Origin of the sequence: Niastella vici (assembly GCF_002077945.1) — a bacterium.
Taxonomy (GTDB): Bacteria; Bacteroidota; Bacteroidia; order Chitinophagales; family Chitinophagaceae; genus Niastella; species Niastella vici.
Genome location: NZ_LVYD01000102.1, coordinates 56846 through 72933, shown reverse-complemented (window position 1 = coordinate 72933; position 16088 = coordinate 56846). Strand labels below are relative to the sequence as shown.

The 16088-nt window shown below is 45.3% G+C and carries 12 protein-coding genes; all 12 read left to right on the top strand.

The features are described 5' to 3' along the window. Positions 1-35 precede the first annotated feature (35 nt). On the top strand, positions 36-1079 hold the full coding sequence (locus A3860_RS34955) for a PKD domain-containing protein (protein ID WP_081155240.1): 1044 nt from the start codon (positions 36-38) through the stop codon (positions 1077-1079). 134 nt (positions 1080-1213) lie between these two features. Next, a complete protein-coding gene (locus tag A3860_RS34950; RefSeq protein ID WP_081155239.1) occupies positions 1214-3688 on the top strand; it encodes an ATP-dependent Clp protease ATP-binding subunit in 2475 nt (824 codons plus the stop codon). Between the two features lie 356 nt (positions 3689-4044). Then, positions 4045-4497, top strand: a complete 453-nt coding sequence (locus tag A3860_RS34945; RefSeq protein WP_081155238.1) for a hypothetical protein — start codon at positions 4045-4047, stop codon at positions 4495-4497. 29 nt (positions 4498-4526) lie between these two features. Then, a complete protein-coding gene (locus A3860_RS34940; protein ID WP_081155237.1) occupies positions 4527-5903 on the top strand; it encodes a DUF5458 family protein in 1377 nt (458 codons plus the stop codon). 534 nt (positions 5904-6437) lie between these two features. Further along, positions 6438-6824: a type VI secretion system tube protein TssD gene (gene tssD / locus A3860_RS34930; RefSeq protein ID WP_081155235.1), complete on the top strand. Its 387-nt coding sequence runs from the start codon at positions 6438-6440 to the stop codon at positions 6822-6824. Positions 6825-6944: 120 nt separating this feature from the next. Further along, on the top strand, positions 6945-7334 hold the full coding sequence (tssD, locus tag A3860_RS34925) for a type VI secretion system tube protein TssD (protein ID WP_081155234.1): 390 nt from the start codon (positions 6945-6947) through the stop codon (positions 7332-7334). An 81-nt stretch (positions 7335-7415) separates the two neighbouring features. Next, a complete protein-coding gene (locus A3860_RS34920; RefSeq protein WP_081155233.1) occupies positions 7416-9239 on the top strand; it encodes a type VI secretion system Vgr family protein in 1824 nt (607 codons plus the stop codon). 39 nt (positions 9240-9278) lie between these two features. Continuing rightward, on the top strand, positions 9279-10649 hold the full coding sequence (locus A3860_RS34915; RefSeq protein WP_081155232.1) for a hypothetical protein: 1371 nt from the start codon (positions 9279-9281) through the stop codon (positions 10647-10649). Positions 10650-10724: 75 nt separating this feature from the next. Next, complete coding sequence (locus A3860_RS34910; RefSeq protein ID WP_143774422.1) at positions 10725-11297, top strand: hypothetical protein; 573 nt, start codon at positions 10725-10727, stop codon at positions 11295-11297. Positions 11298-11335: 38 nt separating this feature from the next. After that, positions 11336-15406 (top strand): RHS repeat-associated core domain-containing protein, encoded by a 4071-nt coding sequence (locus tag A3860_RS34905; RefSeq protein WP_081155230.1) that lies wholly within the window; start codon positions 11336-11338, stop codon positions 15404-15406. A 4-nt stretch (positions 15407-15410) separates the two neighbouring features. Beyond that, positions 15411-15713: a hypothetical protein gene (locus A3860_RS34900; protein WP_081155229.1), complete on the top strand. Its 303-nt coding sequence runs from the start codon at positions 15411-15413 to the stop codon at positions 15711-15713. Positions 15714-15782: 69 nt separating this feature from the next. Then, positions 15783-16088 carry a hypothetical protein gene (locus tag A3860_RS34895; RefSeq protein WP_081155228.1) on the top strand — a complete coding sequence of 102 codons (306 nt, stop codon included), beginning with the start codon at positions 15783-15785 and terminating at the stop codon, positions 16086-16088.

Here is a 16088-nt window from a genome sequence, read left to right as displayed (position 1 = left end):
AACAGCCATCTTAACGCGAATGCAAAAGTAAAATTATGGAAAATAAAAAAATACAGCCGGCTTATCTCGACGAAAAGGTCATTCTCGCCATGATCATTACAGCCCTGCTGGGTTTGGTGATCACCGGCTTTAAATACAAGAACTACGAACATTGTTTCGATTTCCATATAAAGGCAAAGGCGAATTTCTTTCGCACCGATGAACCCATTCACTTTGAAACCGATGCGCTGTATGCAAAAGAGTTTGAATGGGACTTTGGCGATAATGAAAGCAGCCAGACCAATATCAGCACCGTTGTACATGCCTATAACCTGCCGGGAGAATATACGGTGTCATTAATGGTGAATGGCAACTGCACCGAATATAAAACCATTTATATAACCAGGGCGCCCAAAATAGAGAACCCGCTGCTGATGCCAAGGTTTGTTTGCCCCCAGGTAGCCGAGGTAGGCAAGGCTGTCACGTTTCAGGACACCACCGCCGGAGCGCATAGCTGGGAATGGCGTTTTGGCGAAACGGCTGTTATTGATGCTACATCCTCTACCGCCAGCTACACCTACAAAACACCCGGCTTAAAGACCATTTCACTGGTATTGAACAACGATCCCAAACAACTGGGTGTTTGCAAAGTATATGTGAACGATAAAACCATTGCACCTTCCCGTTCAAATACCCGCCCGGCCCGTCAGCAACCCGCGTTTATCGTAGTGCCGGCAAAACCACAAACACCACCGCTCGAAGAGCAGAACCATCCACAGCCTGCTATAGTGGAGCCGCCAAAACCCCAGGGCGTAACCATCGGCAAACAGGAGTTGGAAACCAAACTGCGCGGGGTGGTGAACAATTATCTGAATGCAGAAAGCTTCGCGCCTTATTTCTGTAATAACCTGAACATACCGGTAAGCCTGAACGGGACCGAGGTCACCTTCACCCAGTTCTGTAATAAGCTCAGCTCTATAAAAAATGATAAAAAGATAAGACAACTGAACGTACAGCAAATAAAAAGCAGCGAAACCAACTGTTTAATTGGTTTAAATGTAAGCCTTAAGATGAAACAAGGGTTCCTCGGAATATTTTGAGATTTTTCGATTGCGGGATTTTGAGGTTTAGAATAATGAGGCTTAAGATCAATTATGAGACTGCAAAAAGAAAATCACAAAATCACTAAATCTCAAAATCAGCAATCGATAATTATTAATTTTAATCAACAGTAATGACTGATCAATTATTAGGAATAACCATATCCGATTCGTTCAAAAAAATGAACCATATAGCCCAGGCAATTGCCCGGGAACATATGCACCCCCATATAGCCCCACCGCATTTATTAAAAGCACTGCTCCACAAAGACGCAGGATTGCAATCCCTGTTAAAGCAACTGGACAAAGACATTTATTATATGGAAGAATGGGCCGATGTGCGCCTGGAAACTTTACCCAAAGCAACGCGGCTCGAAGATATGCTCACCGCCGATGAACCGGTAAAAGCCGTGATGGAAGAAGCAGATACCATTCGCCTCATGACGGGTAGCGATGAGCTGGAAACCGTACATGTGCTGGCAGCGCTCAGCACACCCGGTGTGGGGTTCAGTTATGAACAACTGAAAACATTTCCGGTACAAAGGCAGGAGTTGCTACAGCAAACTGTTGAAGAAAATGCCATCAACAAAATTACAGGTGTGGGTGCAGGTAATGGCCTGCCAAAGCAAACAAATAACCAGGCCTTGCTGAAATACTGCACACATAAGAATGCACGGGCCAAAGCAGGGAAGATGGATCCCATTACCGGTCGCGATAAAGAGATCAGGGCCATGGCCGAGATCCTGGGCCGCCGGTCGAAACCCAATGTGCTCATCATTGGTGAACCTGGTGTAGGTAAATCGGCCCTGGTCGATGGATTCACCCTGGCTATTGAAGAAAAGAAAGTGCCGCGTTTTCTGGAAACCGCGCAGGTATTTGAACTCGACAATGGAGCGTTGGCTGCCGGCGCTTCGTATAAAGGCGAAGTGGAAGAACGGTTGAAGAACATCATACAGGAAGTAAAACAATTTGACAAAGCCATTCTGTTCATTGATGAAATGCATGTGTTGATGGATAAACAGGGCGCTATGGCTGGCGCCGCCAACCTGTTAAAGCCCGAGCTGGCCCGTGGTGAGCTCACCGTTATAGGCGCTACCACCCTCGAAGAATACCGGAAGCATATTGAAAAAGATGAAGCATTTGCCCGGCGCTTTGATGTTATACAGGTAGAAGAACCCGATGCAGCCACCACGTTCAGGATGATGCAAATGATAATGCCGCATTATTGTAAACACCATGCAATAGCAATAACCGACGACACTTTACACGATGCCATCAGACTGGCAAAACGATATGTAAAAGACCGCCGTTTGCCCGATGCCGCCATAGACCTGGCCGATCATTCTATGGCAGCGCTTCGCCTGGCAAGGGATACTGGTATGCAGGTGGTAACGGAAATGAATACCGCTTTTGAGCACATGAAAAAAGAACCCGGTCAACATACCGCCGAAGACTGGAAATGGCATTACAACCAGTTGCGGAATAAGATCAGTCCCATTTTGTGGGCGGCTGTGCAGTCGGAAGCTGATCCCATGCAAATGACCGAAGGGAAGGAGATCATAAATTATCTGAATGCGGCGTACGAAGCGGTAATGCAAATGGCCGCCGATGACCGGCAGGTGCTGAACCATGCAGATGTAGCAGCCATTGTAGCGCATAAAACAGGAATTCCTATCGGTAAAGTGCAGGCCCAGGAAAAAGAACGCCTGCTGAAAATGGAAGAGATCCTGAAACAACGGGTAGTAGGGCAGGACCATGCGATCAAATCGATCAGCGAAGCTATTCTTGAATCAAGGGCCGGCCTTGGTAAACCCGGGCAACCCATAGGATCATTTTTCTTCCTGGGGCCCACGGGTACCGGCAAAACAGAACTGGCGAAAGCGCTGGCTGATTTCCTGTTCCAGGATGAAGCCTCGATGATAAGGTTCGATATGTCGGAATTTAAAGAAGAACATTCCGCCGCCCTATTATATGGCGCGCCGCCCGGCTATGTAGGTTATGAAGAAGGCGGTTTGCTGATCAATAAAATAAGACAACAACCCTATTCGGTTGTGCTGTTCGATGAAATTGAAAAAGCACACCAGTCGGTCTTTGATATCTTTTTACAGATCATGGATGAAGGCAAGCTGCACGACAAGCTGGGGAAGGAGGGAGATTTCTCAAACGCGCTGATCATCTTTACCAGTAACATCGGCAGTCAGTATGTGGTTGATTCGTTCAATAAACAACAGGTGCCTTCCTCAACACAGTTGATGGAAATAATGAGCAACTATTTCAGACCCGAGTTTTTGGGGCGGTTAACCGAGATCTGTCCATTTGCACCCATGACCAATGAAATGGTGGAACGCATACTCAATATTCAATTACGTGGCTTATACAGTTCGCTCGAAAAGCAGGGCATAACATTACAGCTGACGGCTGCAGCTAAAAAACAATTAGCGGTGATGGGATTTGCGCCACAATATGGAGCGCGGCCGCTGACCGGTGTTATCCGTAACCAGCTACGCCGCCCATTGTCACGCAAGATCATTAGTGGGGAAGCGGGAGCAGCCGGTGCCGCAGCGCTCACGCTGGATGTTGATGCTACGGGAAATTTTGTGTGGGCATGAGTAACACATTAAGCATAGCGAAATGTGTATAACTAACAGGCATGCCTCGCTCAAAACAGTAAAATAAATGCAACATTAATTTTATATGAATTAACAAAGCAACTAACGGAAACATGTAAATTTATTTAGCATTATTAAGAGCAGATTAAAAACGAGTTCAACGAGTGTTTTTACGCAGTGGTTAGTGGGGATTTTTGGGTACTAATGTTCGTTCTTCAATTTTTGGGAATGAAATTTGCAAAAAAAATCAGGACTTTTATGTCTGATATCCAATCCGTCAAACCACTTTGTTCGTAATTATATTCGATTGAGCATTAGGGAAAGAGGTCTTATTCTGAAAACCAAAAATATCTATCATGAGCATTGAGCCTTACGGAATTGGCGGCACGGAAGTAAAAACAGATGCCTTTGAAGCCTTTGCAGACATTCCACAAAATCGTGTATTGCTGGCAGAAAAACTCACGTATGATCCTCCTGTTAAACCCGATATCGTTGAAGGTTTAACCAGCATCGACGACATATTTGAGCATTTCAAACCCAAGGTTGAGATGACCTTTGAAACGGAAGAAGGCGGTATGCGCCGGGAAACGCTTCATTTTAAAGGATTAGCTGATTTTGGCGCCAAAGGTATTATTGCCCAAAGCGAATACCTGGGTGATGTGAACATGCAGCAATTGCAATACCAGAAAATAATAAAGCAGTTAAAGACCAACAAGCTGCTTAAGCAGGCTTTGGCAAATCCAGAAACCAAAGATCACATCATAAAAGCTTTACAGTCCCTGATACAGGAGCTTGAATCAGCACGGTAACACTAATTCTTTACCATTAAATCGTAATCATGAGTACTGAATCCATTAAACCCGCCGCCCAGCAAACGGCGCTCAAAGAAGCGTTGCAACCGGCTGAACAACTCGAAAGCAGTGTACAGGGGCTTGCAAAATTCGGTGGCTTCGATCTGCTTGAATCAGCCATTGACGCTGTTCAGAACATTAACCCCGAAAGAAAGGCCCGCAAAAAGATCTTCCTCGAAGAGAATAGTAAAAAAGAAGACCGCACGGCGCTGAAAAAAACATTGAAGCTCTGGCTCGATATCCTCCAAAGCGCTGATGACCCTGCAGACATGATCCAAACCTGTAATGAACGTTCGGAACAAGCCGGACAGGTTTTGAAAAAGAACCTGAACGCTGCAGTAAAAGAAACCGAACAGCTCGAAAGATCATACCGTTCGGTAGCCCTCTTCTTTAAAAATACCGAAAGTCTCAAAGTAAAGAACGTATCGGTGATCAATGCTGATCCCGAGCAAGTAAGGGACCTTGACAATACCCGTTTTATTGATGCCATTCATAACGAACTGGTTGATAATTACGACCGGCTCGATCTTCGCAATAACTACAGCTTACTCATATTACCCGGTTACCTCGGCAGTAACAAAGTTGTTGAGAAATGGGCTAAGATCGCTTATGAAAATAAAGTGATGCTGGTTACCGATTTCGAAGACCTGGATACACCGGATGATGTAATGGAATTGTTCGAAGCAGCCAACCTCACCGGCGGCGACACTTATCGTTCGAATGTGATCATGTCGTGTAACTGGCTGGTTGGGCGCGGACGTTTTGCAGAGATCGGTGAAGAAGATGACCTGCGGGTTCCACCATCACCAGCACTGGCCGGTAAAATTTACAATACGCTGATGTCACAGGTTACAGCCGGTAAAAAATTCGGCGGTATCAATGAAGTGGATGGCGTTCGCTTTGATCTCAAGAAAAGTGAGATCGCCAGCCTCGAAAAACTGGGACTGATACCTATGGTGAAAGAATATGGCAAAGTGATGGCTTTCAGCGCCAAAACATTGTTCAATGGCGATAACCTGGGTCTTCAAACCTATTCAGTAGTGCGGGTATTTGATTATGTTACAAAAGTGATGATGGACTTTTTAAACCGCCGCGCTTTTGAGAACTTCAATGCATCGACCCGTAAGGAACTGAATGGCCAGATCGTTAAATTCCTCGATGGAATTACAGGACCAAATAAATTGATTGAAAATTTCACCATAAAGCGTTTTGAACAGGACCCTGTTCAAAAAGACCGCATCTACCTCGACATTCATCTGAAACCGTATTTCCCCGCAAAAACTTTCATGATCAAGTTAGAAGGGCAGAAGGGAGACGACGCCGACAAAGCGGATTGGTCTTCTAAATACGAGCAGGACAAATAGTCAATAGTTCCTGAACGCCTCGTCCGCCAAAGCTTTAGCGTAGGCGGAGCAGGACAAAGTAACACCCATGGTCAGGGCCACAGATCCCTCCTGAGCAAAGTCGAAGGAAAGGATCAGGTTCATCGTGTGCGCTGGCAGCAAAGAACAGTAACGTATTACTTGCCACACACCAGTTTTAAAATCCATTCCTGATTCACCCCAAACGGTAACCCCACATCCTTGCACAACCGCAAAGGATACCCCCAAATTGTAGTAGCGTTAACAGTGTCATTCCCGAATGATGCTGCAGGGAGTCTTTTTGTTCCGTTTAACTCCAGGGAATAAGCACCACATAGCCCCCAAGTATCCTGAGCGTCCTGAGCGTAGCCGAAGGATTGAAGGTTCAAAGGGTCACAGACAAACGCGTTGAGCGGTACGTTAAAGTTAAAGTGTCGCAACGCAACATTGAATTGGTCACCATGCGTGACCAACAGGGATCGTTTTTTTTATTTTTTAGGTCTATATACCATTTTTTAATCATCAAATCCATTAATTATGTCATTTAAGGCGAAACTTAAAGTGGGTGGCAAGGATGTGAATGTCCTTGCATGTACTTATGCATTGAAACAGGAAACTGACGCAACTGGCCGTCCTTCTTCCATTACCCGCGGCGGAAAGATCTCGTTGACTGTAGAGTCTACAGGCGACACCACTTTCTTCGAGTGGATGACCAACAACTTCGAGCGTAAAGATGGCTCTATTGTATTCATCAAACGTGATGACAATGCCACTTTGAAAGAACTGAAGTTTGGCGAAGCTTATCTGGTTGAGTACCGCGAAAATTTCGACGGTGCTAACGACATGCCTGTTACTGAATCTTTCACGCTGAGCGCCAAATCAATTGAACTGGGCAGCGGCAAGCATGAAAATGAGTGGGTATAATATCGCAATCATCAAGTAGTAGTAAGGAACGGCCATTCACTCCGATACGATCGGGGGTGAATGGCCACCCTTGCCATCAATAAACGCCCTATTAATCATTAAACACTAATCAAATTTTCCATGTCATTTATAGCTAAACTAAAGTTAGATGGCGAAGAAATGAATATTCTGCATTGTGCATTTCGCTTTACACAGGCTACCGACGGAACCGGTAAACCAACTGCCATTCCCCAGGGCGGCGCTGTTACACTGGTTATTGAAAGCAATGGCACTACCGGTTTGTTCGATTGGATGGTTAGTCCAACCGAAACCAAGAACGGCACCATTACTTTTTATCGCCGGGATAATATGAGTAAACTGAAAACACTTCAGTTCACCGATGCTCACTGTGTAGACTATTATGAAACTTATGATCATAATAGCGAAAGCCCTATGCAGGTGCAGATAACGCTCAGCGCCAAGGAAGTTAAATTGAATGAATCAAAGTTTAAAAACAACTGGCCGCAGTAAGTTCTTATACTGAACGGGCAGTTGCCGGTTCATTAATAACATTTACGGATTCCCATTACCATAAACGACATAACATTTTTTATGGCCCAACTAATAAGTAGCAATATAACCATTGCCGGTACTCCTATACGACAAATTACCTCTTTTCAGCTAACCCAGAATATTTTTGATCATCATTACTTCAGGCTGGTTTGCCCGGCCGAATCGCTCGAAGGCCTGGAAGGAAGCATGCTGCAAAGTTCCCGCAACCTCATCGGCGGTATTCTCGAAGCCTCCTTCAGCACACAGGCAGCAGAAAACGGATTACAATTCAGAGGCATAGTAATGCAGGTAGAAGCCGACCGGTTCAGCGGTCACACCGGCAACATCGTCATTTCGGGTACCAGTCCCACCATTGTGCTCGATAATGGCCCACATTGCAAAAGCTGGGAAAAGAAAGCCATCAAGAACATCGCTCAGGATGTACTGAAACATTTTCCCCAGGACCTTTTACAGGCGCAAATTGCACCTACCTATCCCGAAACACTCGCCTATACGGTTCAATACAAACAAACCGCCTGGCAATTCCTCAACTTTCTCTGCTCTAATTATGGCGAATGGTTGTACTACGATGGCAACCAGTTACAAATAGGTGCGCTCAAATCTTCACAGGCAACCGATCTTACCTTCGGCAGCAATATCAGCCGTTTCAGCATGGCGTTACAGGTGCAGCCTGCCAACAGCCAAATGATGGCTTATGATTACCTCAATCACGAAGTATACAACAGCAAGCCGCAAAGCATTGAAAGCAAAGCCGGCCTTAACGACCTGGGTAAGTATGTACTGCAAGCCAGTAACAATGTATATTCAACCCAGCCCAAGATCTGGAACAACCAGTTTGTGAGCAATAAAAAACAGCTTGATGACGCCATCAATATTCGTACGGCTATGCAAAGCAGCAATACCGTTCGTTTTTCAGGAAGCAGTGCGCATCCCGGCGTTAAAATAGGCGGCTCCATCAATGTACAGGGAAAAAATCTCTATAATCTTTCCGGCGAAAATTATGGCGAGTATACCGTGTTATCCATCAGTCATTATTTCGATGGACATGGCAATTACAACAACGACTTTACAGCGGTTCCAGCCACTATAAAATTACCACCGGTAAAAGGGGGCGGCATGCCGTATTCCGAAACGCAAAGCGCCATGGTCACCGATAACCACGATCCCAAAGGATTGGGCCGCGTTCGCGTTAAATTCCACTGGATGAATGGAACCGAAAAAACGCCCTGGATCCGCGTTACCAGCCCGCACGGCGGCGGTGGCAAAGGCATGTTCTTTATCCCTGAAGTGGGCGAGGAAGTGATCGTGGGTTTCGAAGGCGACAGTCCCACCAAACCATATATCATAGGCACCGTGTATCATGGCAAGGCCAGCAACACCTACAGCAACGGTGGCAATGATGTAAAAGCCCTGCAAACCCGCAGCGGCAATAAAGTAATTATGAACGATAAAGACGGCAGCGTGTTCGTGGAAGATAAAGACGGTAATAGCATAATGCTGGATGGCGCCGGTAATATAACAGTGAAGGCCAATAAAAAGGTCTGGATCGATGCAAAAGAGGAGATCAAGTTCACTACAAAAAATATGATCATAGATGTAGAAGAGGAAATTAAAGTGGATGCGAAGGTGCTTACCGGTACGCTCACTGAAACCTGTACCTGGAATGGCCTCAATGAAATAACTATACATTCAGATAAACAGGCCCATGTAACTTCCGGGAATAAGACAACCATTTCCGGAGAACAGGAAGTAGCCGTAAGTGGCAACCAGCATGTTGGCATCGATTCGTCGAAGGGTCAGGTTACAGTAGAAGGTAATTTAACCGCTACCATTAAGGGCGGACAGGTATTACTTAACAGTTAAAAAATTCAGTGTAGCAGCCACAATATTAAAGACTTATTTATGAATGAGCATAATCCCATAACCGTAAGGCTCGATGAAATGGTACAGGTATGGAAAAAGAACGTCCTGCCGCAACATACCCTGATCCGCTGGATGTTAAAGCCCGAAGACCATCGCATGTACGAAGGCTTCTGCCGGCTCGAAGCATCTCCGCATGGAAAGCTCGATAACCTGTTTGTATTTTTCTACACGCCGTTCAGCAATGCAAAAACCTACAGTCATGCATTGCTCGAAAACTGGCTGCATGAATATGATGATCCGCAACAAAAAAAATTGCTGGCGAGCGCCGGCATAAAGAACGAGTGGGATGTTTTACCATTCAGAAAAGCGGTGGAAGCAAAAGATTATACAGCCTGCGATCAGTTATTGCCGGTGATGATACAGTCTTATAAAAATTTTACAGGGCAATCACAGGCACATTTTGTTTTCAGCGTGCTGCCCAAAGAAATGAGCAGTCCCCAGCAATTTCTGCAATGGCTGCAACAATGGATGGAACAACCAAAAGAACCCGGTACGCAATTGCTGGTATTCGACCATGTGGAAGGCAATTTCTGGGGCGAAGTTTTTGAATATTATTCAGATTACTCCGTAACGCTGAAACATGATCTACGTATGCAGGATGCCATCAGGCAAATTGCTACAGCAGGCGCCGCTACCGATCCCTATGCATTTTTCAGAAAATGTATGTTCGAGATGGGCGAAGCGGCCAATAAGAAAAACAAATCACTCCTTAGCGAATGGGGCGTAAAAGCCATTGAAAGCGGTAAGAAGACAGGCGATAAAAGCCTGCTTGCAACTGCCTACATCACCTACGCCGGAATGCTGTTCAATTTTAAAGATCATGAGCTCATCAATGAATTGCTCGACACCGGCATTCGCCTGTGCAAACAGGAAGTGGCTGCTGGCAACGAATCCATAAAGCCCATGCTACTGCAATATTATACCTACAAGGGGGCCGATTGCCAGATACAGAAGGAAAGAAAGGAAGCGCTGCAATGGTTTATGAAAGCCGGCAATGAAGCAGTTGCATTCGGTTATATTTCCCAGGCCGTTTCGGCTTATTACAAAGCCTGGGTATTTGCCGAATACAAGAACTGGCACGAAGAAAAGCTGGAAGCCAGTAAGCAGGCCCTGCAACTCACCAGCCGCCTCACAGATGAAGAAGTACAGGCATCGGAATATCCTTTCATGGCTTATGATTATATAAAGATGAAACAGGATAAAGATGCCGGTGACAGCCTTGTGGCAGAAGCGAGCGATAAAATGACCAGGGCTTATGGGGCCAACTGGCAAAAGACCATAGAAGAACTGAAACAGAATTATACAAAGAAGAAACTCAGAGAGGCCAATGCCGGCGAGATCGCAGTTTGATGATCTATCGCAGCTCTGACCTTTAAACCCGCATAAAAGCCGTATTACATTGCCATAAAACAAACAATGATCAATATGGAAAACATTCTCACGGTTAAGTCAAAAATGGAATTGATAGACGAGGAAATAACGCACAAGTATGTTGATGAATTGCGGGCGAAAGAAAGCCGTATTGATTTCACCAAAGACGGCTGGGTCAATGAAATGCGGGCGATTGAATCGGAATACCGGCAAAAAATTCAACCCGAACTGGCCTTTATCAGAACAACAGTAGGCGAGGTGCTGGTAAGCAACAACTTTAAAGACCTGCAAGCCATGAGCGTGCTGCTGGAAGACACACAACGCCTGAAGAACTATATAACGCCCACGTTTGAGGAAATGGATGAGAATGTATCGGGCGGAAGTACTGAGTACATAACGCTCAGTTTGGTGTTGTTCATGGCCAGGAACCTGGAACCCGACGCCCGCGATGAAATGGTTTACTTCAACGACCTGCTCCGGTTCTGTGAATCAAAAAAGGTCGATCTCAAAACTATCTTGAAACATTTGCTGCCCTTCGCATCTGACGAAATAAAATACGGTAATTATTCCGTACGAACATTATTTCAGAATGCAGCAGAACAATCCGCCCCTTCGAAACAGCAATAGGTAATTGAAAAGCGAAACAAGAAACTTATTCTATTTCTATGTACGTAGCCAACACGCACCTGAAACCGGTGATCGGTATCGATATTCACTTTGTGAATGCGCCTTTCCCATTTATCCCGCTTCCACATCCATACATCGGGTTGGTCATTGACCCCTTTGATTATATTCCTTTTATCGGTGCTACCGTAAAGGTAAACCATGTGCCCCGCGGCAATACTGATACCTCGGGCATGATCATAACCTTTATGCATATTCCTTTTGGCGCCGGTTTTACGATCATGCCCATTATCGGGCACGACAGCCAGAACTTCTTCGGCAGTAAAACGGTGTCGGTGGATGGCGCATCCATGAGCGGCGCCGGTTATATGCTCATGACCTGTAACGATATCGGGCTGCCGCTTTCTTTCAGACCGGGAAAAAAATTCAAACCCATTCCATCGCTGTACCTGCCAACTTCCTTTTGCATTCCGCTGCAATGGGGAAAGCCGGTAATGGTGGGCGGTCCGCTGGTGCCCAACTTCAGCATCATGGCCTTGTTAAAAGCTTTTGCCTTTGGTTCCTTCCTGAAAATATTTGGCAAAATAGGCGGCAAGCTGCTGAAAAAGCTGAACCATAAAGTGCTTAAAAAATCTCCGGCAACCAAAAAGCTCAGCGCCCTGTTTTGCAAAATGGGGTTTGAACCGGTTGACCTCATCACCGGCCGGGTGAATTATGAATACACCGATTTTGAACTACCAGGTCCTATACCCATTAAATGGACGCGTACCTGGGATAGCGATTCTGCCATTAAAGGTCCGTTAGGATATGGCGTGCAATTGGCATACGACCGCTGTGTACAGCTTTGGCCCGAAGAAGGCGCCTTATCAGTAACATTGGCCGATGGCCGGCTGGCAGTGTTCCCATTAATTTACCATGGTGAAAGTTATTATCACCCGCAGGAAAAGATGGTGTTGCGCCGCAAACAAAACGGGCATTTTATTCTGGAAGATTACAACGAATCACTATACTATCACTTCAACCACGATATTGAACCAGGCAAATGGCGCCTGTCATTGATAGAAAATTATAGCGGTAACCGCGTTCAGTTGCATTATACCGGCGGTAATCTCTCAGCCATAACAGATTCCGCCGGAAGGCAACTGCTTTTCAAACTCGATAAAGCGCACCGGATAACATCCGTAACCGTAAAACATCGCGAAGTTGAGCAGGTACTGGCAAGCTATGTATACAATGAAGCCGGCGACCTGGTACGCATTGCCGATGCATTGGCCCAGGTGGTAGAAGTAGAATACCGCTATCACCTGATGATCAAAAAAACCGACCGCAATGGCCAAAGCTTTTACTGGGAATACGACAGTAAAAAAAGGTGCATCCATACCTGGGGCGACGGCGGGGTACTGGAAGGTTTTATTAAATATGGTAAAGGATATAATACCGTCACGAATTCTTTAGGCGAGAACACTACCTATTATTTCGATGAGAATAATTTATGCGTACAGGAAACAGATCACTACGGCAATCATCAGTACACAGAATATACCGAAGATCTTGATCTGTATCGTGAAATTGATGAAGAGGGAAATATAACCGGTTATACCTATGATGAAAGGCACCGGATGACAAAGATAACCCTGCCCAATGGTAGTAGTGTACAAATGAGCTATAACGAGTACAACCAGCTTACGCTGGAAATAAGCCCCGATGGCACCAGTAAAACACTTGGCTATGATGCTATGCGGCGATTGTGTTTCATAAATTATCCTGGCGGAAGAACCATCTCCTATGATTACAACAATGAAGGACAACTGGAAGCTGTGGTAGAAAATGGTAACCGTAAAACTACCATGGCCTATGATGAAGACGAGAACCTCATCGCCATACAGCTGCCTGAAGGATCAACTGCACACTGGAAATACGATGCATTGGGCCGTTGTATACAAACCACCAATACCGAAGGTCAAATAAGGAACTTTAAATATGATGAACTGAACCGTATACGCAACCTGTATTTGCCAGATGGCAATGCAGTACAACTGGATTATAACGGGTATGAAGAAATTACCCGGCTTAAGGACAATCATACCGAGCTTCACCTGGAATACACTGCCATGGGCAATGTAAAAAAGCGCCGCTGGAATAATCAGGAACTTCAGTTCCTGTATGATACCGAAGAACGCCTCACCACCATCATCAACGAAGCTGGCCGGCATTACTTTGTAAATTACAATAAACGCGGTGAGATCATTTCCGAAACAAAATTCGATGGCTCTACCCGTCAATATGAGCTCGATGTTACCGGTAAAATAACCGAAACCCGCCGGCCCGGTAATCGTCATACCCGCTTTGAATACGACGCCAATGGCCAGGTAGTAAAGATCGAATACCACGACGGCAGTTTTACCCTGTTCAGTTATGATGAAAATGGCAACATCAAAGAAGCCATCAATGAGCATTGTGCAGTACGGGTAACCCGTAATAAAGACGGCTTTGTTGAAACCGAACAACAGGATGAATATACGATCCGGAGCCAATATAATAAAATAGGGAACCGGGTGCATATCAGCAGCAATTTGGGCGCCGATATACAAATGGACCGCAATGCTGAGGGACAGGTAACGAATATGCAGGCTAAAATGCATGAAGCCTTATGGAATGCAAAAATAAAATACAATAAGGCCGGTGAGGAAATAGAACGGATGTTACCAGGCGGCCTCACCAGCGAATGGAAATACGATCAGGCCGGCCGTCCGGGTGAACACAAGGTAAGCAAACAGGGCGTGGTACAAAGTTGGAAGCAATATACCTGGAATGTGAACGAGCAGCTGAGCAATGTTTTTGATGCCCTTTCGCAAAGCAACACTTTTTTTAAGCACGATGCGGGTGGCAATCTGGTGTTTGCCCAATATGCCGACAATAGCGTTATACATCGCACTACCGACGCCACCGGCAGCATATATGAAACCACTGGTAAAACAGATCGCCGGTATAACAGCAATGGGGCCCTGCTTGAAAGCGACAGCCATATTTACAAATATGATGAAGAGGGCAACCTCATAAGCAAAACCGAAAAGGCTACCCACCGTAAAACAAAATATGTATGGTATGCCGATGGCACACTGAAAAAAGTAATACGGCCCGACGGCAAAACGGTGTCTTTTACATATGATGCGCTGGGCCGCCGGGTATCAAAAACTTTTAACGGAAAAATAACCCGTTGGGTATGGGATGGCAATGTGCCCCTGCATGAATGGACTTATGATGAAAAGGATAAACCCCAGGCAAAAGTCGATGAATGGGGAGAAATAGTCTATGACAAAGAAGAACCCAATCCACAAAATGCCAGGGAAAATGCCATTACCTGGGTATTCGATGCAGAAAGCTTTGTGCCCGGTGCCAGGATTAGGAACGGGGAAAGCTGGAGCATCATAAGCGATCACCTTGGAACACCCAAAGAAGCATATGATGCCAACGGAAAGAAGGTTTGGGAATGCACATTGGATATTTATGGCAGGGCAAGAATGATCGACGGAAGCAAAAATTTTATACCTTTCCGGTACCAGGGTCAATATGAAGATGAGGAAACCGGATTATATTATAACCGCTTCCGGTATTATAATCCAGAAGAAGGTTTGTATATTAGCGCCGACCCACTTTCGGTTACTGGTGGATTTAATATTTATGCGTATGTGCATGACACCAATAACTGGGTCGACATATTCGGGCTTGAAGAATGCGTTTCCAAGAAAATTACAAAGATGCAAAAAGCCATGAATAAGTCTGAAAAAGGCCGTACTACTTTTGCGGTTGCCAAAGTAAGGCTGAAGAATGGTAAAACAGAATACTGGGTGTCATCAGCAGGGAAAAGAGGATATGTACCGCCACGAATCAGAAAAGCGGCAGGTACTGAACGGGTAGCCAGGGCAAAAGACCCATTGGGAACGCCGCTGAACCGCCTGAATGATGCTGAACAAACCATTAAACGCGAAGCTGATAGAATTGGAGCAAACATAGAAGAGATTGGAGCAACCCGCGATATGTGCCATTTTTGTCAGCAGGTATTTGGATCAGACAATTTAATGCATACAGTTGTAACACCACTAAAACCATAAAGACATGGATAGTCAAGAAAAAGAATTATACCGCGAAGAAGTGCTTGAATTAACCGAGCTGTTAAATTCGGAATGGGAAGATCTGCGAGAGCTGTTGGTCGAAAGCAATGTTAACCTGAAAGGCGCCTACCTTGCCGGCTACTTTGAAGATGAAGATGAGGGTGCTGAACATGGCGTTATACTCACTGCCGACAAAAAGCTCATCAGGTTTGTTGCCCTTGATGGTGAAATAACGCTGGAGCCCGTTCAGGACCAGGCAGCTCTTGAAGATGAATTTCCTTCAGTTACTGTAGCGTTAGAATTATAATATATTATAGCACCCGGTTATTACATGGATCGTATTAACCGGGTGTTTTTTATTCCCAAACACACATTAATGACTACAGAAGAGGCATTGAACGTTATATATGAAGGATTACTGGGTGAAAATTCTATTCAGGTTAAACTAAGAAACAGAGAAGGGTTGGATGAAGAATTGTATGGCGCCGTTCTCGAAGCCATTGAAGTATTAAAAGTTGCCTATAAAGACCAGGATCATATTCCTAAAAAACTGGCCCTGGCGTTTCTGGATGTTTCAAATTATTTTACTTTCGGCGATGATTGGTACTCAGAAGAAGAACAGGAAAAATTTGAAGATGCAAGCCTTCAATTAGTACAGGCAGTTGATGAATTATTGTCGTAA